Below are 23,043 nucleotides of genomic sequence, written 5' to 3'. Positions count from 1 at the left end.
AAAGGAGAGAGCCGTGACGCATCAAGCCCCCCATTCCCACGCCCCCTATCCCAAGAATGCCTGGTACGTCGCCTGCACCCCGGACGAGATCGAGGAGAAACCGCTGGGGCGCACCATCTGCAACGAGCCGATCGTCTTCTTTCGTGGCGACGAAGGCCGCGTGGCCGCAGTGGAAGACTTCTGCCCCCACCGCGGAGCCCCGCTGTCGCTGGGCTTCGTACGCGACGGCAAGCTGGTCTGTGGCTACCACGGCCTGGAAATGGGCTGTAACGGGAAGTGCGCCAGCATGCCGGGTCAGCGAGTGCGTGGCTTTCCGAGCATCCGCGCCTACCCGGTGGAGGAGCGCCACGGCTTCGTGTGGCTCTGGCCGGGCGATCCGGACAAGGCCGACCCGAACCTGATCCCCGAGCTGCACTGGGCCAATAGCCCCGACTGGGCCTATGGCGGCGGGCTCTACCACGTCCACTGCGAATATCGCCTGATGATCGATAATCTCATGGACCTGACTCATGAGACTTATGTGCACGCCTCCAGCATCGGCCAGCCGGAGATCGAGGAGGCCGCCCCCGAGACTTCCGTCAATGGCGAGGAAGTCATCACCAGCCGACACATGGAAAATATCCCGGCCCCTCCCTTCTGGCAGGCAGCCCTGCGCGGCTGTGGCCTGGCCGACGACGTGCCGGTGGATCGCTGGCAGATCTGCCGCTTCACCCCGCCGAGCCACGTGCACATAGACGTGGGCGTGGCCCATGCCGGCAACGGCGGCTATGACGCCCCGGCGGAGGTCAAGGCATCGAGCATCGTGGTCGATTTCATCACTCCCGAGACCGACACCTCGATCTGGTACTTCTGGGGCATGGCGCGCAACTTCAAGCCCGAGGACGCCGAACTCACCGCCAAGATCCGCGAAGGCCAGGGCAAGATCTTCGCCGAGGACCTGGAGATGCTCGAGGCCCAGCAGCGCAACCTGCTGCGCTATCCCGACCGCCAGCTGCTCAAGCTCAACATCGACGGCGGCGGCGTTCAGGCGAGGCGCATCATCGACCGCATCCTCGTCGAGGAGCAGGAAGACGATAAAGCGGGGGCCACGGCATGAGCGGCACGCCCCTTTCGCTGATAGTCGAGGTCAAGGCGCGTCACGACGAAGCCCGGGATATCGCCACCTTCGAGCTTGCCGACCCCCACGGCCGGCCGCTGCCGGCTTTCAGCGCCGGGGCGCATGTCGATGTGCAGATCAAGCCGGGGCTCATCAGGCAGTACTCGCTGTGCAACCATCCCGAAGAGCGTGACCGCTACCTGATCGGCGTACTGCGCGACCCGACCTCACGCGGAGGCTCGGTGGCGATGCACGAGGAGATTCAGGTGGGCGACTTGATCCAGATCAGCGCACCCAAGAACCACTTCCCGCTGGAGCACGCCAAGCGCACCCTGCTGTTCGCAGGCGGCATCGGCGTGACGCCGATCCTGTGCATGGCCGAACGCCTGGCGCACACCGACGCCGACTTCGAGATGCACTACTGCACGCGCTCCGCCGAGCGCACGGCGTTTCTCGAGCGCATTCGCCAGGGAACCTTCGCCGAGCGCGTGCATTTTCACTTCGATGACGGCGAGCCCGAACAGAAGCTCGACCTGGAGCCCCTGGTCGGCACCCCCGACCCCAGGACCCAGATCTATATCTGCGGCCCGAAGGGCTTTATCGACTTCGTGCTGGCGACCTGCAAGGCCCATGGCTGGGCTAGCCATCAGCTGCACACCGAGTACTTCGCCGGCGCCGTGGCCGACACCAGCGACGACGGCAGCTTCGAGGTCAAGATCGCCAGCAGCGGCGCCAGCTTCACCGTGCCCGTCGACAAGACGGTGCACCAGGTGCTCGCCGAGAACGGCATCGAGATCATGGTCTCCTGCGAACAGGGGGTCTGCGGTACTTGCCTGACCCGGGTGCTCGAGGGCGAGCCCGACCACCGCGACCTCTACCTGGACGACGACGAGCACGCCGCCAACGACCAGTTCACCCCCTGTTGCTCACGAGCCAAAAGCAAGGTCTTGGTGCTGGACCTCTGACCAGCCCCCCCTCACTACTCCATAACGACAAGAGGAACTCCCCCATGACACCCAGCAAGACCGTGAACCGAATCGCCCTATCCAGTGCACTGGCCGCCGCTCTTCTGGCCACACCGGCCCTGGCCGAGGCCACTACCCTGCGCATCGCCCACGTCTGGCCCGGCGGCTCACTGATCGACCGCGAGCTGTTCCAGGCCTGGGCGGAGAGCGTCGAGGCGGCCTCGGATGGCCGTCTGAACGTGGAAGTCTATCCCAGCCAGACCCTGGCAAAGTCCGACAAGACCTACGAAAGCGTCGTCACCGGTGTCGCCGATATCGGGGCCTCGGCCCAAGGCTACAATGCCGGACGTTTCCCCTTGACCCAGGTGGCTGAGCTTCCCGGCGTCTCGGCCAGCAGCCGCCAAGGCTCGTGTATTCTGCAGTCGCTCCAAGAACAGGGGCACTTCGAAGAGGAATACGCCGATACCCGGCCGCTGTTCCTGTTCACCACCGGGCCCGGCTATCTGCACACCCGGGAACGCCTGATCGAGACCCCCGCTGATCTGGAGGGTCTACGCCTGCGCCGCCCCACGCCGGTGGTCGGCGACATGTTCACCCGCCTCGGCGCCCAGGCCGTGGGCATGCCGGCCCCGGATGTCTTCACCGCCATGCAGCGCGGCGTGGTGGATGGCCTGAGCTTCAACTGGGAAGGCATGAAGACCTTCCGCCTCAACGAGCTGGCCAGCTACCACACCGAGGTCCCCCTCTACGACCTATCGCTGTTCGCCACCATGAGTCAGCGCACCTATGACCGCCTGCCCGAAGATCTCCAGCAGGTCATCGACGATCACAGCGGCATGGAGTGGTCGCTGCGCGCCGCTGCCGTCTACGACGAGCTGATCCGCCAGGGACGCGAGGACGCCGAGGAAGACGGCCACGAATTCCTGGTCATCGAGGATGCCCTCGACCACCCCGACTGGGGCCCCGTGCTGCAGGAGACCATCGACCGTTATCTGGAGGAAGCCGGCGGCGAGGCCAACGAGATCTACGAGGCCGCCATGGCCTTGCGGGAGGAGTGTGCTGCCTGACAGCGCTCGCCAACCTCCCCCCAACGGCGGCCCTCGGGCCGCCGTTGGTGTTCTTGGCGAAGCTTCAGCCGGCCTTCTTGCTCAATGACGCCTTGCCGGTCACCAACCGGGCAGTGCCGAACTCGAAATCCCGCGTCTCGAAGAGCAGCGAGACGAACACCCCCAGCACCAGCGCCCAGAAGGATGCGCCGATGCCCAGGATCTGCAGACCGGAAGTGGCGATCAGGAAGGCGAATATTCCCCCCATCTCGTGCTTGCCCGAGAACGTTACCTGCATCGCCGAGGTGATGACCCGGACCAGGGCCAGGCCGGCAATAATGGCGATGAAGTAGCCCGGCATGGCCTGGATCAGGCTGACCATGAAACCGTAGAAGGGGGCGCCCAGCATGAAGACTGCCCCGGTGATCACCGCCGCCACCCAGCGCTTATCGTGATCGCCGGCCTCGGGAGAGGCGCAGATACCCGTTGCCGGGGCTGCAATACAGGTGCTGTGCAGGTTGAAGAAGGCCGAGATCATGGTACCGATGCCACCCACGGCGGTGATGGCGTTGGCCGGCACCGCCTTGTAGCCCATGCCCTTGACCAGGCCCACCCCGGCCGGCGTCTCCATACCCACCAGGATCAGCGCCAGCGGCAGCCCGTAGGCCAGGAAGGCCTGCAGGGTGAACTCGGGTACGATGAACTCGGGGAAGGTCACCGAGAACGCCACCCCGGAGAAGTCGACGCCGGAATAGGCCATGTAAGCGATACCGGCCAGCATGGCCACGATCAGCGGCGGTACCCTACGAAGCAGCCGCGCCGAGATGAAGAAGGCCAGGATCATGATAGCCGCCGGCAACATGGCACTCTCCAGCGGCGCCACCATATTGAGCCCGAACTTGAGCAGGATACCGGCGACCATGCCCATCACGATCGGCATGGGGATCAGCTTCATCACGATGCCCATCACCCCGGCCAATCCGGCCACCAGGGAGAGGGCACCGGCGAGCAGGGTCGCCCCCAGGGCCGCTTCCAGCCCGACCAATGGAATCACCGCCGCGAACAGCAGCGCGCCGGGAATGGAGTTGGCCATGGGCAACGGCAATCGGTAGTAGGCCGGCACGAACAGACCGAACAGGCCGTTGATCAGCAGGTAGCTGACGACCCAAATCAAGAGAAAGTGGGCATCAAGACCGGCAGCAGTGCCAGCGCTGATATGAATAATGCCGGCACTGAGGCCGAATATCCCGGCAACGAGTCCGGCGCTGAGATTGTCGATATTGAGATCACGCAAGAAGTCTCGAGGTGCGGTCCGAAAACCCACCCCCTTCTCGATATGTGTCATGGTGTGCTCCAGGGGTTGTTATCGTTGTCTTCAGGGTTTGGGATTAACCTCCCATGTCAGCGCGGGGTCAGGCCGTTGCGAAAGAGTCCGCCGACTCCCACCCCAAGCGCACTCTGGCCGCAGCCACGTCATTCCGTAGGTCATGGTTCCAGAGCCAGTCGAAACGTGCCTCCAGATCGGCGGCGAGCCGTGCCTCGTCAGCGCCAATTCCCGGCGCGCTGTACTCGTAGAGGTCCCCTGCTTCATGAGAGGTACGCTGCACCCTGCAGGCGCGCGCGTGGCGGACCGCCTCGAAGGCCGTCAGTACTTGCTGGGCGTTTTGCCGGGTACAGGAGGTATCGGACAGCAGGCTGGCCAGCACGTAGGCGTCCTCCAACGCCTGGCCGGCTCCCGCGCCCTGGTGGGGCACCATGGCATGGGCCGCATCCCCCACGATCAGCACCCGACCGCGGTGATAGAAGGGCAGCTCCGGCAGCTCATGCAGGGCCCAGCGGGTCGGCTCGGGAATGCAGTCCAGGATGGCCCGGGAAGCGGCGCTCCAGTCGGCAAAGACCTCCAGCAACTCCTGCTGGGCCACGGCCTTGACCCACTCCTCGCCCTCGGGCAGCCGGGGGTTGGGGGTGGAGCGATCGGTGATGAAGGCCACCACGTTGATCAGCTCGGACTGCTTGACCGGGAAGGTCAGGATGTGACGGTCGGGGCCCAGGTACATTTGCGGCACCAGCGCCAACCGCCGGTCGGCTCCCCTGGCCTCCATGGCCGCCTCCAGTTGTCCGGTGGGGATCATGCCGCGATACGCATAGGTGCCGCTCCAGAAGGGGCCGAGGTCACCGTACTGCTCGGGGGGTAGCACATGGTCACGCACCGTCGACTTGATGCCATCGAAGCCGATAAGGATGTCGCAGCGATGGCGGCTGCCATCCTCGAAGTCCACCTCGACGCCGTCGTCATCTTGCCTGACCTCGGCACAGCGCTTGCCGAAGCGGGCGATGCCCTCGGGCAGATTGGCGACGATGGCGTCCAGAAAGTCGGCGCGGTGCACCGAGGACTGCCCGCAGCCCGGCGCCAGGGAGGCGGTCAGGTAGGCGTCGTCGCGGCCGCGCCGCCATTCGAACCAGACATCCTCGAAGGGAGCCGGGGAGGAGTCGGCGATGCGGCGATATGCACTCTCCAGGCCGAGCAGGGAGATGGCCCGCACAGCGTTGGGTCCGAAGGAGACGCCGGCACCGATCTCGGAGAACTGCGGTGCGGCCTCGAAGAGCTGGACGTCGAGGCCGGCATCCCGCGACAGGGCCACGGCGAAGGCCACACCGCCGATGCCGCCGCCGACGATGCCGATGGAAAGGCGTTTTGGTTGGAGGTTGGATACCATGGTCGTGCTCCCGTGAAGTGGCCGGAGGATGTGTCCTTACGCTAGGCACACCCCTCGCTGGGGACCACACAGCACCCTGCATTCGCTGCATAAGCACGACTAATAAGCCGGTAAAACAATAATCTGGATGATTTCGACCCTTCGAGCCTCGACCTTTGTCCAATGCCACGAACGGCCGGAAGACACCCGCTGACGACGAGAACGCCATGATCAAGCTGTCGGAGATCGACGTGAACCTGCTGGTGGTCTTCGACCTCCTCTACCAGGAGCAGAACACCCAGCGCGTGGCGCTACGCCTCGGGCTCACCCAGCCCGCGGTCAGTCACGCCCTGAAACGGCTGCGCACCCTGCTCGGCGACGAGCTCTTCGAGCGTACCTCCAAGGGCCTGATGCCGACACCATTGGCCTCCCGCCTGCATCCGCCCATCGCCGAGGCCCTGGCCCGGCTGCAGGAGACCCTCAACCGGCCGGACGACTTCAACCCGGCGGTGAGCGAGCGCACCTTCAACATTGCCATGACCGACATCGGCGAGATCGTTTTCCTGCCTCGCCTGCTCCAGCGCCTGGCCCGGGAGGCGCCGGGCATCGCCCTGAACACGGTACGCAGCCAGAACGAGGACCTGAAGCGCGAGATGGAGGACGGACGGATCGACCTGGCCATCGGCCTGATTCCGCAGCTCGGCGCCGGCTTCTACCAGCAGGGGCTCTTCGTGCAGCGCTATGTCTGCCTGATGAGAGCCGACCATCCTCTGGCAGCGGGAGAGTTCGACCTGGACGCCTTCGCCGCCGCCCAGCATGCCGTGGTGGTGGCCCGGGGCACCGGCCATGGCATCGTGGAGGAGCAGTTGGCCCGGTCCCGCATCACCCGGCCGGTCAGGCTCGAGCTGCCCCACTTCGCCGCCGTGCCCTATATCGTCAGCAGCACCGACCTGGTGGTGACGGTCACCGACAAGCTGGCCGAGGTGACCCGGGAGCGGTTCCGGCTGGCGATGCGCGAGCACCCCGTGCCTTTCCCCGAGATTCCGATCAACCTCTTCTGGCACCGGCGCTTCCATCAGGATGCCGGCAACCGCTGGCTGCGCGGTATGGTCTTCGAGATGTTCGCCGAGTGACGGTGGCCCTATAGCATTACGGCGGCGGCCCTCGGGCCGCCGTTTTCGTTACGCCCCACGCCGAAGTCCGCACTAGACCAAAGACGTAACAGAGCAAGAATGACCCGTCGGGGATGGTGCTGTAGTCTTTATACTGTTTATAATCACAACAGTATCTATGGACAACAAGCGCTCAGCCTGACGAACCACTGCCGAGGCCCCCATGACCGAAACTCTCGTCAAGAAGTCTCTGGATGACAGCATCTACACCATCACGCTGGCACGACCGGAGAAACGTAACGCCGTCAGCGATCGCCTGCTCAGCGCTTTGGAAGAGGCACTGACCGCCACCCCCGAAAATGCTCGGGTCATCGTTCTAGCTGCCGAGGGCAAGCACTTCTGCGCCGGGCTCGACCTGGCCGAACACCAGCACCGTGAGCCCTTTGGCGTGGTAAAGCACTCCCGCAGTTGGCATCGCATCTTCGATCGGTTGCAGAACGGCGGCATTCCGGTGGTCAGCGCCATGCAGGGTGCCGTCATCGGCGGCGGCCTGGAGCTTGCCACCGCCACTCATGTGCGAGTCGCCGAGACCAGTACCGTCTATCAACTGCCCGAGGGGCGCCACGGCATCTTCGTCGGTGGCGGCGCCTCGGTGCGGGTGGCCAACATCATCGGTCCCGGCCGCATGTGCGAAATGATGCTCACCGGCCGGGTCATGGCGGCGGACGAGGGCCAGCGACTCGGCCTCTCCCACTATGTGGTCGGCGAGGGCGAGAGCCTCGACAAGGCGCGCCAGTTGGCCGCCCGCATCGCCGAGAACGCCCCCATGGCCAACTGGGCCATGGTCACCGCCATCTCGCGTATCGACAACATGGCCAGCGACGACGGCCTGTTCGTCGAGTCGCTGACCGCCGCGCTGACCCAGACCAGCCCCGAGGTCGCCGAACGTATCGGGGATTTTTTCAAGAAGAAAGGCCAGGGCCCACGTACCTGAGGAGGACATCATGAAATTTCAGGACAACACGTTCATCGTTTCCGGCGGCGCCTCGGGGCTGGGAGAAGCCACCGCGCGTGCCTTGCACGATGCCGGCGCCAACGTCGTGATTGTCGATCTCAATGCCGAGCGCGGCGAGGCGCTGGCAGGCGAGCTGAACGCCAGGAGCGCCACCGATCGCGCGCTGTTCCAGCGTACCGACGTCACCCGTGAGGCTGATGCCGAAGCCGCGGTCGCACTGGCCGTGGACGCCTTCGGCGGCCTGCAAGGGCTGATCAACTGCGCCGGGGTCGGCGATCCCGCCAAGGTGGTCGACCGTCACGGCGAACCGCTGGCGCTGGAGGCTTTCTCGCGCATCATCAACATCAACCTGCTGGGCAGCTTCAACATGCTGCGCCTGGCCGCCGCGGCCATGGCCAAGGGCGATCCTCAGGCCGACGGCGAGCGCGGGGTGATCATCAATACCGCTTCCGTAGCCGCCTTCGACGGCCAGATTGGCCAGCCCGCCTATGCGGCCTCCAAGGGCGGTATCGTCGCCATGACCCTGCCCATCGCCCGTGAGCTGGCGCGCCATGGCATTCGCGTGATGACCATCGCCCCGGGGCTGTTCCGAACCCCGCTGATGGAAGCCCTGCCGGAGGAAGCGCAGCAATCGCTGGCGGCTTTCATTCCCTTTCCCAGCCGCCTGGGCGAGCCCGATGAGTTTGCGCGTCTGGCCTGCCATATCGTCGACAACTCCATGCTCAACGGCGAGACGATTCGGTTGGATGGTTCAATACGTATGGCCCCCCGCTAGTCCGTTCTTTCACGGCTCACATAAGGAGATGAGCTTTACCGGCAACAAGCCTGCGCGAGGGCGCTGTGAACCCATCCCTGGGCGCTACTTTTGCCATCCCTGGCAAAAGACCCTCGCTTCGGCTTGTCCCCGGCGCTCATCCCGCCGGACCTGTGGAACACCAAGCTTCGGGAACGGCGCCTTTTCCACTCACGATCCAGCCACTACGCCAGGGGTGAAAATTCATCATGCTCGACTACCAAGCGCCGCTGCGTGATATGCAGTTCATCCTCGAGGAGTTGGCCGGTCTCGAGGGGATCGGCGAGCTGCCCGAATGCGAGGATGCCTCGCCGGATCTGGTCAACGCCGTGCTGGAGGAGGCCGGCAAGTTTGCCGCCGGTGTGCTCGCTCCGCTCAACCCGGTCGGCGATCAGCAGGGCTGTCGCCTGGAAGGCGAGCGAGTGGTCGCTCCCGAGGGCTGGAAGGCGGCCTACGACCAGTTCCGCGAGGCCGGCTGGATCGGCCTCTCCCTGCCCCCCGAGCACGGCGGCCAGGGACTGCCCAAGCTGGTCTCCACCCCGGTGTGGGAGATGTGGTTCTCGGCCAACATGGCCTTCGCCATGCTGCCCCAGCTCAACGTCGGCCAGACCGAAGCGCTGACCATCGCCGCCAGCGAGAAACAGAAGGCCACCTGGCTGGACAAGATCGTCAGCGGCGAGTGGGCGGCCACCATGAACCTCACCGAGCCCCAGGCCGGCTCCGACCTGGCCGCCACGCGCATGCGCGCCGAGCCTACGGAAGACGGCGCGTTTCGCTTGTATGGGCAAAAGATCTTTATCTCCTACGGCGAGCACGAGCTCACCCCCAACATCGTGCATCTGGTACTCGCCCGGCTGCCCGACGCCCCGCCGGGGGTGAAGGGGCTGTCGCTATTCCTGGTGCCCAAGTACCTGCTCGACGAGCGGGGCGAGCCGGGGCAGCGCAACGACATCCGCTGCATCGCCATTGAGCACAAGATGGGCATCCACGGCAGCCCCACCTGCACCCTCAGCTACGGCGACGATGGGGGCGCGCTGGGCTATCTGGTGGGCGAACCGCACCAGGGCTTGGCCACCATGTTCGTGATGATGAACGATGCCCGCTTCAGCGTTGGGGTGCAGGGCGTGGCCCTCGGCGAGCGCGCCTATCAGGCCGCACTCGCCTACGCCCGCGAACGCGTCCAGGGTCGCGACATCGTCAGCGGTGAGAGCGGCAGGCCGATCCTCGTCCACCCCGACGTCAAGCGCATGCTGGTCTCGATGCGCGCCCGGCTGATGGCCATGCGCGGCCTGCTCTACAGCGCCGCCGGCTGGTTCGATATCGCCCGCCACCACCCCGACGACGAGGTCGCCGACAAGCACCGGCGCTACGTCGATCTGCTGATGCCGGTGGCCAAGGGCTGGTGCACCGAGGTGGGAAACGATCTCTGCGACGAGGCCATCCAGGTGTTCGGCGGCATGGGCTTCGTCGAGGAGACCGGCGTCGCCCAGCTGTTCCGCGATGCCCGCGTCATCACTATCTACGAGGGCACCACCGGCATCCAGGCCAACGACCTGCTGGGGCGCAAGATCCTGCGCGAAGACGGCGCCACCCTGCGCGAACTGATCGGTGATATTCGCGAGACCGCCGTCCGGCTCCGTGCCCATGAGCGACTCGGCGACCTGGCGGGGGCACTCGACGACCAGGCCACCCTGCTCGACGAAAGTGTCGACTGGCTGCTCGCCCACCAGGCCGACACCGCTGTGCTCTTCGCCGGCGCCGTGCCGCTACTGCATCTGCTGGGCACCGCCTGCGGTGCCTGGCAGATGGCGCGCCTGGCGCTGGCCGCCGAGGCCCGGCATGAGCAAAGAGAGGGTGACGCCGAGTACTTGCAGAGCCTGATAGAACTGGCCCGCTTCTACCTGGCCACCCAGGCCCCTCACGCTCATGCCCACGGCCATACCCTGCGCCATGCCGGCGCGGTGCTGAGCCATTTTTCCGAGCAGGGATTCTAAGCCTGCGCGAACGAGACACACAGACCGGGCCGCCACCGCTGCTGCTCTCGCTCCCAGGCAACGTTCAGATAAACACGACCTACCCTACCGGCTTGCCTGATGACCGACAGGCTGCCCGGATTGTTGCCCTCCGGCTGCCAGCAAAAAGGGGCGAATCATTGAACATCAATGATTCGCCCCAACGATAGCGATCGAAACAAGGGCCAGGTATTTCCTCAGAACTTGTACATCGCCATCAACTCCACCTGTTGCCCAGCCGGACGCAGCGGCATGGTCGTCGCATTGCGGTCGCGCCACTCGATGCCGAAGTCCAGGTTGGGCAAGTCGGTATAGATCAGATTGACGTTAACCATCTGGAGGGTGTCGTCGGCAACGGTCGGCGCCACCTCGTCCGCTTCCACCTGGGCATAGCGAATATTGCCCCGGAGTCGGTCACTGAAGCGATGGCTCAGACCTGCACTCAACCCTGTCGTACTCACCAGATCGCCAGACGCATCGACCTCCCCGCGTGCAGCGATTGTGCTGGGGTTCGTTGCCCCGTTATACCCCCAGCCGGAGTAGACGTTGTTGCCTTTCCCCGTGTAGCCGCCCAGCGCAAGAGCGGTATCACCGAAGTTGAACTTGGCAGCGATGGAAAACGCGGCGCCGAATTCCGAATCGTCGATGCCGGTCTCGACCTCCCGCCCGGTAACCGCGGCATTGAAAGCGTGTCCCGACTCGGTGCGGTAAGTGTAGGAGGCGACCATGTCCGGGAAATCGGCATCCTGGTAGACCGGATCCTGGAGACTGAAGCGGAAACCACCCGGTGTGTAGTGCAGCACCACGTCGGGTCGTACGACCGCGCCGCTACCGGAAACGCTTCCGACCCCCGTGCCATAGAAATCGAGAACCTCGACGTCAAATGGTGCATTGGCAAAGAACTGCCCCGACCAGGTCTGCCCGAGGGTAAAGTCGTCGACCTGGATGAAGGCGTGGCGCAAACGCATGGCGTAACTGGTATCCGATGCATCCGTGGCATTATCCCAGAAATCACCCTCTATGAAGCCCGTCACGCTATGGCCTTGAATGTCCTTGTCGACCTTGAAATTGATGCGCGACTGACGTGCACTGGCATCGAAGTTTCTGTCGCCCCCATCGGGGTCGGTAAAGATTCCCTCCGCCTTGACGTAGCCACCGATACTCAGATTCGCGCCACCGACCTCACCCAGATCCAGGGCATTCGCCTGTGCCGAAAAAGCGCAAAGCGCGACCGCCATGGCCAGTCTTTTTTTATTCAATTTCATTATTCATCTCCGTGTTGTTCTAGTTGACGTCTACAACGTGAAACCCATCTCCCTTGCTCTCTTGCATTCACACCCGCCGTCTCCCTTGGCGGGCTTTCCCGGTCGTAGAACCGGAGAAAATCAGCCCACCTTGACGATCAGCGCGGCCGCGGAGTCGCCTGCCGCGCAGCCGGTGACCAGGGCGTAGCCGCCGCCTTTGAGCGCGGTCTCCTCGATGGCTTCGATCAGCAGGCGAGCCAGCGTCGGCGCCTGGGGATGGCCGTAGACCAGCGAGGTGCCGTAGTTGTTGAAGGTGTGGGCATCGAGCCCCAGCGCCTTGGCCAGGTGCAGGTCGTTGGCGATGAACGGCGTGTGATTCTTGATCGTCTTGATTTGGTCGAGCCGGAGATCGGCGCGGGCGAGCGCGCGCTTGACCGAATCGGCCGGTGCCATCGGCATGTGGGCCGGCTTGGTGCGGGCATGGCCGTAGGCCACCACCTGCACGGCCATCTGTGGGTCGCGGCTGAGCTCAACGGCGCGCTCACGAGTGGTGACGACAATGCCGGCATTGGCATCGGCCGGGTGGGTCTGGGCCCCATAGGTATGAATGCCGTCCGGCTGCACCGCCCGCAGCCTGGCGAGGCCCTCGGCACTGGTCGCGGTCACGCCCTCGTCGGCCTCGACGAGCTTGGTCTCCTTGCGCGAGACAGCCACCTCCACCGGAAACATGTAGCGCTTCTGAAAGGCGCGCTCGTCGGCCAGCGCCTCGGCATACTGCTCATAGCGCCGCAGGGTCAGCTCATCCGCCTGCTCGCGGCTGAAGCCGTGCTCCCGCGCCACGTTCTCGGCGGTGGTCAGCATGTCCTTGCTGGTGGCCGGGTCGGCGGCGATGTTGTCCATGTTCCAGTTCTCGGCGATCACCTCGCCGCCTGGCCCGTTGGGATTCGGCCAGATGGTGTGCGGACCGTTGGAGGGCCGGTCGGCCAGCAGGCAATAGGTGGTATCGAAGCTGCCGGAGTCCACCGCCAGGGCGGCATTGAACACCGCCGTGGTGGCGGTGGCGCAGGCCTGGGTGATGTTCTGGCCCGGCGCCTGGCCGGCGCCCATCATGGCCGCGGCCCAGGGCGCGCCGTAGAAGATCGACTTCTGGCCCACCGACACGCCCAGGTAGAGGTAGTCGATGATGGCGGGGTCGATTTCGCGGCTGGCGAACCAGCGCTTGCTGGTGGCCGCGCCCAGCTCGATGGCGTTGACGTTGGCCAGGCTGCCCATCCACTTGCAGAAAGGCGTGGTGTAGTAGCCGCCGTAAGGGATGTAGGCGTTCTTGAACATGTCCGATCTCCAAATACTGTTCAGTCGCGGGTCAGATGCGCGCGCAGGCCGCCCCACTGGGGCTGGAAGAGTTCGGCCGGCATTTCGCGCAGCTCGCTGGCGATGCGCGGCACGAAGTCCATGGCCGCGAGGATGTCGCGCTCGACGTCGAGGCCCGGGGCAATTTCGGTGAGGGTGATTTCGCCGTCGATCAGCTCGAAGACGCAGCGCTCGGTGACGAACAGCACCGGCTTGCCGGTCTGCTGGGCATAGCGGCCGCTGAAGGTGATCTGGTCGACGCGCTGGACGAATTTACGGCGGTGGCCCTCCTGGCGGATCCGCAGCCGGCCGTCCTCCACCGCCAGCTCGCCGCCGTTGGTGAAAGTTCCACAGAACACCACCTTGCGGGCGTTCTGGCTGATGTTGATGAAGCCGCCTGGCCCCACCACCTTGTCGCCGAACTTGCTGACGTTGAGGTTGCCCTCGTGGTCGGTCTGGGCCAGGCCGAGGAAGCAGACGTCCAGCCCGCCGCCGTCGTAGAAGTCGAACTGGTAACCGTGGTCGATGATCGCCTCGGCGTTGTAGGAGGTGGCGAAGTCGCCGCCACTGGCGGGCACGCCGCCGTAGGTGCCGAGTTCGGTGGTCAGGGTCATCAGGTCGCTGACGCCCTCCTCCGCCGCCACGCTGGAAACCCCTTCGGGCATGCCGATACCGAGGTTGACCACCCCGCCCGGCACCAGCTCCATGGCGGCGCGCCGGGCGATCACCTTGCGCGGGTCCAGCGCCATCGGCTTGATACCGCCCAGCGGCACCTTGAGATCGCCGGAAAGCGCAGGGTTGTAACCGGTGGTGATGGTCTGCATGTGGTGCTCGGGCTCGGCCACCACCACGTAGTCGACCAGATCGCCCGGCACCTTGACCCGCTGGGGATGCAGGCTGCCCTGCTGGGCCAGGTACTCCACCTGGGCGATGACAATGCCGCCGTTGTTGCGGGCTGCCTGGGCCATGGAGAGCTGCTCGAGGAACAGCGCTTCGCGCTCCAGGCTCAGGTTGCCGCGCTCGTCGGCGGTGGTTGCGCGGATCACCGCCACGTCCACCGGAAAGGTGCGATAGAGCAGCCACTCCTCACCCTCGAGTTCGAACAGCTTGACCAGTTCCTCGACTGCGGCCGTGTTGGCCTTGCCGCCTTCGAGGCGTGGGTCGACGAAGGTGCCAAACCCCACCTTGCTGAGCACGCCGGGCTTCTTGCCGGCGATGTGACGCCACAGGTGGGCCAGCACGCCTTGCGGCAGCAGGTAGCCCTCGAGGCGGTTCTCGCGGATCAGCTCGCCCATGCGGGGGGCCTGGCCGGTGTGCCCGCTGATCAGCCGCTTGACCAGGCCGGCATGTCCCAGGTGGTTCATGCCGCGTTGTTTGCCATCGCCACATCCGCAGCTGTGCGCCACGGTGAGATTTCGGGGCGCACCCGTCTCAAGGAACCGCCGCTCCAGCGCGGTGGCTACGGCTTCGGCGAAGCCGCACAGGCCGGCAGTGGACCAGATGACGGTGGCGTCATCCTGTATCAAGCCCGCGGCGGTGGTGCTGTCGATGACCTTGTTCACTCTCTCGGCCTCCTTGGGCGAAGCTTACGATTGAGGTTTAAATATATTGTTTAATAAACAAATTATATTGATCGAAGCAGGACGACGATTGTCAGTGCAGCCAACCTTGGCGTGGATCAGCCGCCGGTCAGCACCAGTACGATCTGGGGATAGAAGACCACCAGCGCCACCACGACGATATCGGCCACCAGGAAGGTCGACACGCCGCGGAAGATGTCCATCAGCGAGGCGTACTGCCCCGCCACGCCCTTGATCACGAAGATGTTCATGCCCACCGGTGGGGTGATCATGCCGATCTCCAGCAGCTTCACCAGTAACACCCCGAACCAGATCAGGCTCACGTCATACAGCTCGAAGACCGGCAGCAGTACGGGCAGGGTCACCAGCATGGCGCCGAAGGGCTCCATGAACAGCCCGAGGAAGAGATAGATCAGTACCACCACCAGCATCAGTTCGAGGTAGGAAAGCTCCCAGCCGGTCACCGCCCCGGTGATGTAGCCGGCCAGCCCGCTCAGACTCAGGAACAGCGTGAACATGCTGGCACCGACGCCGATGACCAGCAGCGACGAGGTGGTGGAAAGCGTCTCGAGCAGCGCGGCCTTCATTGCCCGGCCGTTCAGGCGCCGCAGCAGCAGGCCGATGAGGATCGCCCCGGCGGCCCCCACGGCACCCGCCTCGGTGGCGGTAAAGAACCCCGAGAAGAGGCCGCCGAACACCAGCACGCCCAGCACCAGCACCGGCCAGATATCGAGCAGCGCCTGTCGAGCGGTGATATCGCGGGCTCCGACGGCCTCCCGCGGCACGATGTCGGGACGCCTCCAGCTGACCAGCAGGATCACCAGGCTGTAGCTCAGCGCCGTCAGCAGGCCGACAGTAATGCCACCCAGAAACACTTGGGTGATGGAGACCTGAGCGAACACGCCATAGACGATCATCAGAATGCTGGGTGGGATCAGTGCACCGATGGTGCCGCCGGCGGCAATAGTGCCGCAGGCGAAGCTCGGCTTGTAGCCGCCACTCACCATCTCGGGAATGGCGATGCGTCCCATGGCAGCCGAGCAGGCCACGCTGGAACCGCTCACCGCGGCGAAACCGGAGCTGGCGACGATACTCGAGATCGCCACGCCTCCGGGCAGCCAGCGAAACACCACCTTGGCGGCACTGAACAACCCGTTGGTGAGACCGGTGTGATAACAGACGAAGCCCATCAGCAGAAACATCGGCACCGCACTGAGCGTCCACTTGGCGATGAATTCGTACGGCGTCGAAGAGAGCATGCCGATGGCGGTGTTCCAGCCGAACATCACCGTCATGCCGCCCAGCGAAACGACCACCAGGGCGAGCGCCACCGGCACCCGCAGTGCCAGCAGCAGCATGAGGATGGCGAGGCCGTAGAAGCCGACATCAACGGACATGGAGATCACCTTTCATCGGGCGTGCTGGAGGGGTGAACCGCACCTCTGGCCAGGAACGGCAAGCGCACCATGCAGACCACCGCCGCCAGGGCGAAGGCAACGGGCAAGGCGAAGTAGGTCGGCCAGACCGGCATGGGGAAGTTCAGCGACATCACGTAGGAGCCGATGGCGTATTGCTCCATCGCCTTGCCCCAGGTCGCCACGGCCAGGACCGCATAGACCGCAGCCGAGAGCAGCGATACCAGCACATCGGAAAGGCGCAGCAGCCAAGGCTTCATCAGCCCTTCCAGCGCCTCCACGGCAATCATCTCCCTGCGCCACTCCACCCAACCCAGCGGCAGCAGCGCCAAGGTGATCAGGTAGTAACGGGTCACCAGCTCGACGGTAGCGGGGATCGACACGGACAACGTGGTACGCAGCAGCACATCCAGGGTGATGTGGATCACCATCAGCAGGATACCGAGCGTACCCAGCAGTGCCAGGCCGACGGCGGCCCGGTTGGTGACACGATAGAGAGCGTCCATGGCGTGGCTCCGGCATCAAGGGGGCCCAAGGCCGGTGGTCCCGGCCTTGGGTGCGGCATCAGGTTCCGTACGTGGAGAAATCCACCCCGTTCCAGATCTCGCGATTCATGGCCTCGGCAACCGCCTCGGGATCCGCGCCGACCTCCTCGATGATGCCGGTCCACTTCTCCACCAGCGACTGGAAACGCTCGATCTTGGCGGCGGCATCTTCTACGCCATGGCGGCTCTCCGCCTGCTCCGCGGCATAGATCAGGTCTTCCTCGAGGAAAGCCTCGACGGCCTCCACCAGCTCGGGCTCGGGTTCCAGAATCTCGATACCGTTTTCGCCTGCCACCTCGCGGGCCTCGTCAGCCATCTCGTAGCCCCAGCGTTGGGTGATGGCGGCAGACGCCTCGACCGAGGCATGGACCAGTGCCTCACGCTGATCGGCAGAGAGAGAGTCCCACGCCTGCTGGCCGACCGCATGGGAGATGGTGCTATGGAAAGTGCCCAGCTCGACATCGGTGACGTAATTCAGCACGTCATCCAGGCGAAAGGAGATGATATCGGCAACGGAAGCGATAGTGCCTTCGATCACCCCCTGGGAGAGCGATTCGTACGTCTCCCCTACCGGTATCGAGGCCGGCGACACGCCCACCGACTCGGCCCAGCGGGAATACTGGGGGCCACCCACCCGCATGCGCAGCCCCTGCAGGTCGTCGAGAGAGCGTACCGGCTCGGTACTCAGTATGCGGTAGAGATCCGAGGCATGAGAGCTGGTATAAACGAGGCCCAATTGCTTGAGCTCCTGCTGACATTCGGCACAGGTGACGATGTATTCGGTCACCGCCGCTCCCATGGCATGGGGGTTGGTGCCCAGGAAAGCCAGGTCGCCGACCAGGTTGATCTCGGGCAGGTCGGCCGGAAAGTAGGCCGGCAGGAAGAGCCCCACCTCCACCAGGCCACTCTTGATGGCATTACGCATATTGCCGATGTTGGCTACCTCGGTACCCAGCAGGTTGCCCGCCAAGTCGCCATCGGTTTTCTCGGCCAGGCGCTCGGCGAATTCGGTGAACATCGGATCGTAGGCGGGATGCGCTGGCGGCACCCCGGGAGCCATGCGCAGATCGCAGGCCTGAGCCTGGACGGTCAGTACCAGGCTACCGGCAGTAGCGGCGACGGCAAGGGACTTGAGCAGCGTACGACGTGTCATGGGATACCTCAGCGGCTTATATTTGTTTGTGTGCAAAACAATAGTGCATGTCATCTATCTGCTGGCCAATTATAGTCCAGCCAGCAACCCCTCCCGATACCCGACTTTGGTATAGGAGACGTCACTAGCCGACTGGTGCGAGGTATGCCGGTTGAGTAGTGGCTCGGCTGGAAGGCGTTCCAGTCGCTGGACAAGATGTTTGCCACGCGAGTGGTAGAGGCCTCGCCCACCCCATGGCATCTGGATGAGGCCCCGATGGAATTCGACGGGACCTTCACGCTGGAAGGTGAGGAGGTTTCCCTCGAGGCGTTTCTGGAAGGGACGAGAACCAATGCCCTGCTCGTTCTCAAGGATGGAAAGATCGCCTACGAGCGCTATCGCAACGGCCTCGACGAGGCGACCCCGCACGCCGTCTTCTCGGTTTCCAAGTCGATCCTCGCTACCCTGATCGGCTTTGCCGTCGAGGATGGCAGCATCGCCAGCCTCGACGACAAGGTGGTCGACTATGTGCCGGCCATGGCCGGCAGCGGCTATGAGGATGTCAGCATTCTCGAGGTATTGCGCATGCGCTCCGGGGTAGCCTGGGAAGAAGTCTACGAATTCGGGGCAGCACCCAGCTTACCGAGGTACATGACAACGCCCTGGTCGCTTACCGCTACCGCTGGTGTGACTATGCGGCCTCCTCCTCCGAGCGCCAGTACGAGCCCGGCGAAAGGTTCAACTACTCCACCCTCGATACCAGCGTACTCGGCTGCGTGCTGGCAAGTGCCGTCAATACGACGGTGGCCAACTACATGACGGAGAAGTTCTGGCAGCCCGCTGGCATGGAGTTCGACGCCTACTGGATCATGGATGGCCCCGAGTCCGTCGGGAACGAGTTCTACGGCGCCGGCTTCAACGCCACGCTGCGCGACCTCGGACGCTTCGGTCTCATGATGCTCAACCAGGGTGAGGCCAACGGCATCCAGGTGCTGTCCGAGGACTGGGTGGAAGCCTCCACCGTTTCCGACCCCGGCTACGAGCGCATCTCGGAAGACGCTTCCATCGGCTACCAGTACCAGTGGTGGACCTTCCCTGACCGGGAAGCCTACTCGGCCATCGGCATCTACAACCAGTTCGTCTACATCGACCCGCAGAGCCAGACGGTGATCGTCAAGCTGAGCCACACGCCCGATGCCCAGGGCTGGGAAGACGACACCCTGGCCTTCTTCGAGAAGATTTCACAGCTGACGCCTTGAACCCGAACGCAACACGGCCACCCTGCCGGGTGGCCCCCTCGTTCACTCGCCGCCGGGATAACGAAGCGCCGAGATCAGCTCCACCTTGTTGCTGACCCCCAGTCGAACGTAGGCATTGCGGAGGTAGGTCCTGGCCGTGGCGGGAGTGACGCCCAGCGTACGGGCCACCTCCTTGTAGGAGCTGCCCTGGGAGTAGAGCCTCGCGGCACTGAGCTCCCGCGGAGAGAGCGAGGGGGAGCGTCGGCGGGAGCACATCGTCAGGGAGACCAGCTCCCCGCACGGCTGCATCACGATCCCCCTCCGGCTCCCCGGGGACAAGGTACAAGGCGCACGCTCCAGCATGTCGGATAGATTGCCTGGCAGGCGAGAGCCCTGCCAGTCGGAATACTCCTCGTCGAGCGCCGCTCCCACTTCCCTGCCGATGTAGAGCAGTTCCCCCTTCCTGCTCGAGAGCGCATAGCCGTCCCACTCGTTCGACATGCCATCGGAACGAACCGCCATCAAATAGGCTTTCCAACAGCGAGCCAGGTGCCGGACGAACTCCTCCATCAGCAGAGCATCGACATCGTCAAAGCCGAATCGAGACTTGCCTCGGTTGATCGATACGAAGAACAGCATCCCGCTGGGAGGGAAATCCAGCGTCACGGCCATGCTATGGTAGATGTCATGCCGTTCGCAGAACGCTCCCACCGCCGTGTTCGCCTCCTCCGGGCAGTCGCCCTGACACTCCCTGACGGCCAGGCCCAATCGAGAGATCGAAGCGTTCGCGAATCGGTCGAGGGTGGAGATGTCGTTCCACTCCTCGGCGAACGAAGGGCTCAGACCCAGGCTGCCATGCATCAGGTTCTTTGCTGGCGCGTCCTGCGCAGACACATACACCTGCCCCCACCACGCCGTATCGAAACTCACGACATTAGCGAAGCCTTGAACGGCTTCGTGCAGCCAGCTTCTCGATGCCGGGCATCTGGGTATCTCGGCCAGGCCAAGCACTTCGTGGCTGAAGCGCTGCAGCACCCTCACATCGACCGCGGAACCACATGCACTGCTGTTGTTATTGTCCATATGGGTATCGCTCATGTCGCTACTCTGCAGATTCAATCGAACCGTAACACGCCCTGCGGCGGTGGCTCGCGATAAAGCGCCTCGACGATGGCGGCCCGGTTGTCCAGCACGGCGCGCTGGTTGATCGAACCCTTGTCGGTGATCTCGTGGGCATCCAGGCGCGGCGGCTCGTCGAGCAGCACCAGACGCCGCACCCGGGTGGAACTGCCCGTACTGTGGGCGTCCAGGTCGCGCAGCATCTGCAGGAAGCGCTCGCGCACGGCTGCACTTGCCAGCACCGCGGCGGCATCGGCCTCGCTGCCCAGCCCCGCCAGCTCGCGGCACTTCTCCAGGTCCGGGAACACCATGACCGAGACATAGGGCCGGTCGAGCCCGGCGATCACCACATCCTTCACATAGGGGGCGCCGGCTTCGATGATGCGTGCCCGCAGCGGGCCGACACTGACCCAGGTGCCGGTATCGAGCTTGAAGTCTTCGGAGATGCGCCCGTCGAAGCGCATGCCGCGCTGGGGGTCGTCCGGGTCGATGAACTTGACCGCATCGCCCAGGCAGTAGAAGCCCTCCTCGTCGAAGCTCCTGGCGGTGACCTCGGGCTGGCGCCAGTAGCCCGGCATCACGCTGGGCCCTTTTACCCGGCACTCCAGCTTGCCGCCGTTGGGCACCAGCTTGATCGTCACCCCGCGCGCCGGCAGGCCCACCACGCCGGAGCGGGACTCCTCCAGCGAGGCGAACATCGCCGAGGGGGCGGTCTCGGTGGCGCCCAGGCCGGTCAGCATGCCGACCTTGCAGCCCAGGGTCTGGACGGCCAGGCGGTCGAGTTCGTCCCAGATGTGCTGGGAAAGCCCCGCCGCGGCAAAGAACATAAGGTTGAGCCGGGAGAAGAAGGTCTCGCGCAGGGAATCCTCGCGCTTGAGGTAGTCCACCAGGATCTCGAAGCCCTTGGGCACGTTGAAGTAGACCGTCGGGGCGATCTCGCGCAGGTTGGCAATGGTCTTCTCGAACTCGCCCGGCACCGGACGGCCGTCGTCGATGTACAGGCTGCCACCGTTGTAGAGCACGATGCCGATGTTGTGGTTGCCGCCGAAGGTGTGGTTCCAGGGCAGCCAGTCCACCAGCACCGGAGGCTCGTCGCGCAGGAACGGCATCAGCGAGGCCAGCATCTCCTGGTTGGAGCAGAGCATGCGGTGGGTATTGATGACGCCCTTGGGCATGCCGGTGGAGCCGGAGGTGAACAGGAACTTGACGATGGTATCGGGGGTAACGGCCCCTCGGGCTTCATCCACCGCCGCAGTCACGGGGGTATCCAGCAATTCGTTGAAGGTGCCCATGGGGAAGCCTTCGGCCTCCACCGCCACACAGTCGCAGTCGGCCGGCTGCACCGCCGCCAGAGCGGGGGCGAAGTCCTTGGCCTTGTCGACCATCAGTAGGCCCGGCGTCAGCAGCTCGACGATATGGCGCAGCTTGCCGTAGTCGCGGCTGACCAGGGAATAGGCCGGCGAGATGGGAGCGAAGGGAATGCCCACGTACATCGCCGCCAAGGACAGCAACAGGTGTTCGATGGAGTTGCCGCTGAGGATGGCCAGGGGCCGCTCGACGCTCAGACCGTGGTTCAGCAGCCCCTGCGCCAGCCGGCGCACCCGCGCCAGGGTCTCGGCATAGCTCAGGCGCTGCCACTCGCCTGCACTGTCGCGCCGCGCCACGAAGGTACGGTCCGGCGCCTCTTCGGCCCAGCGCTCCAGGCATTCGAGCAGCGTATCGGGATAGTCGCCGAGGGGCTCCTCGATGCTGAGCAGTTGAGTGCCGTCGCCACGCAGGGTCAGCCTGGCCGTGGCGGTGCCCAGACGGACATTGCGAAAGGAAGGGGACATGGGACGCTCCTGCTGATTGTGATCGTTGTCTTAGTCGAAAGGGGCATCTCGCTACCCTCGGCGGGGGAGCCTTGGTAACATGGGTCCAGTATTTTTTTAAACTGTTGCATAGTCAAACATTTAACCAATATAACATTATGCCCCGAGACATCCGGAGGAAGGCGACAAAACCAACGAATATCAAAAGGATACGGACACAATTCGACAGCGGGCGCCATGCCCGACTGCGACTAAAGTTGATGCCTCCACAGGCCATTCAGTCGCTATCCGATCGCTATTCGCTGCTTGCCACCCTCGTAGCTCACCCAATGCCAGAGCCGACCAATCTATGAGCAACGACGACCAGAACGGTATCGACTACTCCATGCTGCAATCCCGTCTCGGCTACAAGCTGCGCCGGGCACAGCTCGTCTACTTCGACGTGTTCTTCGAGGCTTGCGCCCAGGAGGGCATCACGCCCGGTCTGTTCAGCATCCTCGCTATCATCTATCACAACCCGGGGCTGACCCAGTCGGCGGTTTCGACCGCTCTGGACGTGGACCGCTCCGCCATGGTGGCGGCCATCGACAAGCTGGAGAGCATGGAGGTGGTGGAGCGGCGCAAGTCGAAGAACGACCGTCGCTCCTATGCGCTCTATCTGACCGATAAGGGCAAGGAGTTCACCGAGCGGCTCAACCGCAAGGTCGCCGCAGGCGAAGACAACTTCGACAGCTTCATGAAAGAAGGCGAGCGCGAATGGCTGCTCGACCTTCTCGACCGTATCATCGAGCGCCGGAAGGGTAGCTGAACCGGGCCCGGGACGCCGCCCCGGATCCGTCAACAACCTCGCCCGCCCCACATGCTGTGGATAAAC

The 23,043-nt window shown here is 64.4% G+C and carries 18 protein-coding genes and 2 pseudogenes; 10 read left to right on the top strand and 10 right to left on the bottom strand.

Going from position 1 to position 23,043, the window contains the following annotated elements; genetic code table 11:
- Window positions 1–13: 13 nt before the first annotated feature.
- The 3 genes from KPL81_RS19240 to KPL81_RS19230 are packed head-to-tail and all read left to right on the top strand — an operon-like array spanning window position 14 to window position 3,128.
- The gene (locus tag KPL81_RS19240; RefSeq protein ID WP_219793509.1) at window positions 14–1,096 is read left to right on the top strand and encodes an aromatic ring-hydroxylating dioxygenase subunit alpha; all 1,083 of its coding nucleotides are present in this window, start codon (window positions 14–16) and stop codon (window positions 1,094–1,096) included.
- Window positions 1,093–2,061, top strand: coding sequence for a PDR/VanB family oxidoreductase (locus KPL81_RS19235; protein ID WP_219793508.1), 969 nt, complete (start codon window positions 1,093–1,095; stop codon window positions 2,059–2,061). The genes KPL81_RS19240 and KPL81_RS19235 overlap by 4 nt, the downstream gene beginning before the upstream one ends.
- Before the next feature lie 44 nt (window positions 2,062–2,105).
- On the top strand, window positions 2,106–3,128 hold the full coding sequence (locus KPL81_RS19230) for a TRAP transporter substrate-binding protein (RefSeq protein WP_219793507.1): 1,023 nt from the start codon (window positions 2,106–2,108) through the stop codon (window positions 3,126–3,128).
- 64 nt (window positions 3,129–3,192) lie between these two features.
- Here the strand turns inward: KPL81_RS19230 and KPL81_RS19225 are convergent, their stop codons facing one another.
- Together KPL81_RS19225 and salA are read right to left on the bottom strand one after the other, a co-directional pair.
- Window positions 3,193–4,452: a benzoate/H(+) symporter BenE family transporter gene (locus KPL81_RS19225; protein WP_219793506.1), complete on the bottom strand. Its 1,260-nt coding sequence runs from the start codon at window positions 4,450–4,452 to the stop codon at window positions 3,193–3,195.
- 67 nt (window positions 4,453–4,519) lie between these two features.
- Window positions 4,520–5,824, bottom strand: coding sequence for a salicylate 1-monooxygenase (salA, locus tag KPL81_RS19220; RefSeq protein WP_219793505.1), 1,305 nt, complete (start codon window positions 5,822–5,824; stop codon window positions 4,520–4,522).
- 206 nt (window positions 5,825–6,030) lie between these two features.
- On the opposite strand from salA, the gene KPL81_RS19215 reads away from it, so the two are divergent.
- The 4 genes from KPL81_RS19215 (at window position 6,031) to KPL81_RS19200 (ending at window position 10,717) form a co-directional block, all read left to right on the top strand.
- Window positions 6,031–6,936 (top strand): LysR family transcriptional regulator, encoded by a 906-nt coding sequence (locus tag KPL81_RS19215; RefSeq protein WP_219793504.1) that lies wholly within the window; start codon window positions 6,031–6,033, stop codon window positions 6,934–6,936.
- Window positions 6,937–7,138: 202 nt separating this feature from the next.
- Complete coding sequence (locus KPL81_RS19210) at window positions 7,139–7,909, top strand: crotonase/enoyl-CoA hydratase family protein (RefSeq protein WP_219793503.1); 771 nt, start codon at window positions 7,139–7,141, stop codon at window positions 7,907–7,909.
- 10 nt (window positions 7,910–7,919) lie between these two features.
- Window positions 7,920–8,705, top strand: coding sequence for an SDR family NAD(P)-dependent oxidoreductase (locus tag KPL81_RS19205; RefSeq protein ID WP_219793502.1), 786 nt, complete (start codon window positions 7,920–7,922; stop codon window positions 8,703–8,705).
- Window positions 8,706–8,932: 227 nt separating this feature from the next.
- Window positions 8,933–10,717: an acyl-CoA dehydrogenase gene (locus KPL81_RS19200; protein ID WP_219793501.1), complete on the top strand. Its 1,785-nt coding sequence runs from the start codon at window positions 8,933–8,935 to the stop codon at window positions 10,715–10,717.
- A 215-nt stretch (window positions 10,718–10,932) separates the two neighbouring features.
- On the opposite strand, the gene KPL81_RS19195 is transcribed toward KPL81_RS19200, so the two are convergent.
- The 6 genes from KPL81_RS19195 to dctP all read right to left on the bottom strand — a co-directional run bounded on the left by KPL81_RS19195 (window position 10,933) and on the right by dctP (window position 18,022).
- A complete protein-coding gene (locus tag KPL81_RS19195; RefSeq protein WP_219793500.1) occupies window positions 10,933–12,000 on the bottom strand; it encodes a hypothetical protein in 1,068 nt (355 codons plus the stop codon).
- A 120-nt stretch (window positions 12,001–12,120) separates the two neighbouring features.
- Window positions 12,121–13,311 carry a thiolase family protein gene (locus KPL81_RS19190; protein WP_219793499.1) on the bottom strand — a complete coding sequence of 397 codons (1,191 nt, stop codon included), beginning with the start codon at window positions 13,309–13,311 and terminating at the stop codon, window positions 12,121–12,123.
- A 20-nt stretch (window positions 13,312–13,331) separates the two neighbouring features.
- Window positions 13,332–14,891 (bottom strand): acyl CoA:acetate/3-ketoacid CoA transferase, encoded by a 1,560-nt coding sequence (locus KPL81_RS19185; protein ID WP_219793498.1) that lies wholly within the window; start codon window positions 14,889–14,891, stop codon window positions 13,332–13,334.
- Window positions 14,892–15,007: 116 nt separating this feature from the next.
- Window positions 15,008–16,306, bottom strand: a complete 1,299-nt coding sequence (locus tag KPL81_RS19180) for a TRAP transporter large permease (protein ID WP_219793497.1) — start codon at window positions 16,304–16,306, stop codon at window positions 15,008–15,010.
- A 5-nt stretch (window positions 16,307–16,311) separates the two neighbouring features.
- Window positions 16,312–16,830: a TRAP transporter small permease gene (locus KPL81_RS19175; protein ID WP_219793496.1), complete on the bottom strand. Its 519-nt coding sequence runs from the start codon at window positions 16,828–16,830 to the stop codon at window positions 16,312–16,314.
- 58 nt (window positions 16,831–16,888) lie between these two features.
- Window positions 16,889–18,022, bottom strand: a complete 1,134-nt coding sequence (gene dctP, locus KPL81_RS19170; protein WP_219793495.1) for a TRAP transporter substrate-binding protein DctP — start codon at window positions 18,020–18,022, stop codon at window positions 16,889–16,891.
- 195 nt (window positions 18,023–18,217) lie between these two features.
- On the opposite strand from dctP, the pseudogene KPL81_RS20805 reads away from it, so the two are divergent.
- A pseudogene (locus KPL81_RS20805) lies at window positions 18,218–18,562 on the top strand (serine hydrolase); the annotation flags it as partial.
- A 17-nt stretch (window positions 18,563–18,579) separates the two neighbouring features.
- On the top strand, window positions 18,580–19,260 hold the full coding sequence (locus tag KPL81_RS20800) for a serine hydrolase domain-containing protein (RefSeq protein WP_338035645.1): 681 nt from the start codon (window positions 18,580–18,582) through the stop codon (window positions 19,258–19,260).
- Between the two features lie 42 nt (window positions 19,261–19,302).
- Here KPL81_RS20800 and KPL81_RS19155 read toward each other — a convergent pair whose 3' ends face one another.
- Both KPL81_RS19155 and KPL81_RS19150 read right to left on the bottom strand, forming a co-directional pair.
- Entirely contained in the window at window positions 19,303–20,337 is a 1,035-nt protein-coding gene (locus KPL81_RS19155; protein WP_219793492.1) for a helix-turn-helix domain-containing protein, read from the bottom strand.
- 17 nt (window positions 20,338–20,354) lie between these two features.
- Window positions 20,355–22,196: pseudogene (locus KPL81_RS19150) on the bottom strand (feruloyl-CoA synthase); the annotation flags it as partial.
- Window positions 22,197–22,518: 322 nt separating this feature from the next.
- Here KPL81_RS19150 and KPL81_RS19145 point away from each other — a divergent pair.
- Entirely contained in the window at window positions 22,519–22,977 is a 459-nt protein-coding gene (locus KPL81_RS19145; RefSeq protein ID WP_209474400.1) for a MarR family winged helix-turn-helix transcriptional regulator, read from the top strand.
- The last annotated feature ends 66 nt before the right edge of the window (window positions 22,978–23,043 follow it).

The sequence above is a fragment of the Billgrantia antri genome (genome assembly GCF_019430905.1).
GTDB lineage: Bacteria > Pseudomonadota > Gammaproteobacteria > Pseudomonadales > Halomonadaceae > Halomonas > Halomonas antri.
Note: the sequence above shows the minus strand (reverse complement) of the source record. Positions and strands in the feature narration are given on the sequence as shown.

What these genes read in the sequence shown, in the direction of transcription:
- salA (WP_219793505.1), bottom strand. Translation starts at nt 5,824, where the DNA reads ATGGTATCCAACCTCCAACCAAAACGCCTTTCCATCGGCATCGTCGGC.
- dctP (WP_219793495.1), bottom strand. Translation starts at nt 18,022, where the DNA reads ATGACACGTCGTACGCTGCTCAAGTCCCTTGCCGTCGCCGCTACTGCC.
- KPL81_RS19155 (WP_219793492.1), bottom strand. Translation starts at nt 20,337, where the DNA reads ATGAGCGATACCCATATGGACAATAACAACAGCAGTGCATGTGGTTCC.
- KPL81_RS19180 (WP_219793497.1), bottom strand. Translation starts at nt 16,306, where the DNA reads ATGTCCGTTGATGTCGGCTTCTACGGCCTCGCCATCCTCATGCTGCTG.
- KPL81_RS19225 (WP_219793506.1), bottom strand. Translation starts at nt 4,452, where the DNA reads ATGACACATATCGAGAAGGGGGTGGGTTTTCGGACCGCACCTCGAGAC.
- KPL81_RS19200 (WP_219793501.1), top strand. Translation starts at nt 8,933, where the DNA reads ATGCTCGACTACCAAGCGCCGCTGCGTGATATGCAGTTCATCCTCGAG.
- KPL81_RS19175 (WP_219793496.1), bottom strand. Translation starts at nt 16,830, where the DNA reads ATGGACGCTCTCTATCGTGTCACCAACCGGGCCGCCGTCGGCCTGGCA.
- KPL81_RS19215 (WP_219793504.1), top strand. Translation starts at nt 6,031, where the DNA reads ATGATCAAGCTGTCGGAGATCGACGTGAACCTGCTGGTGGTCTTCGAC.
- KPL81_RS19205 (WP_219793502.1), top strand. Translation starts at nt 7,920, where the DNA reads ATGAAATTTCAGGACAACACGTTCATCGTTTCCGGCGGCGCCTCGGGG.
- KPL81_RS19235 (WP_219793508.1), top strand. Translation starts at nt 1,093, where the DNA reads ATGAGCGGCACGCCCCTTTCGCTGATAGTCGAGGTCAAGGCGCGTCAC.
- KPL81_RS19190 (WP_219793499.1), bottom strand. Translation starts at nt 13,311, where the DNA reads ATGTTCAAGAACGCCTACATCCCTTACGGCGGCTACTACACCACGCCT.
- KPL81_RS19210 (WP_219793503.1), top strand. Translation starts at nt 7,139, where the DNA reads ATGACCGAAACTCTCGTCAAGAAGTCTCTGGATGACAGCATCTACACC.
- KPL81_RS19145 (WP_209474400.1), top strand. Translation starts at nt 22,519, where the DNA reads ATGAGCAACGACGACCAGAACGGTATCGACTACTCCATGCTGCAATCC.
- KPL81_RS19230 (WP_219793507.1), top strand. Translation starts at nt 2,106, where the DNA reads ATGACACCCAGCAAGACCGTGAACCGAATCGCCCTATCCAGTGCACTG.
- KPL81_RS19195 (WP_219793500.1), bottom strand. Translation starts at nt 12,000, where the DNA reads ATGAAATTGAATAAAAAAAGACTGGCCATGGCGGTCGCGCTTTGCGCT.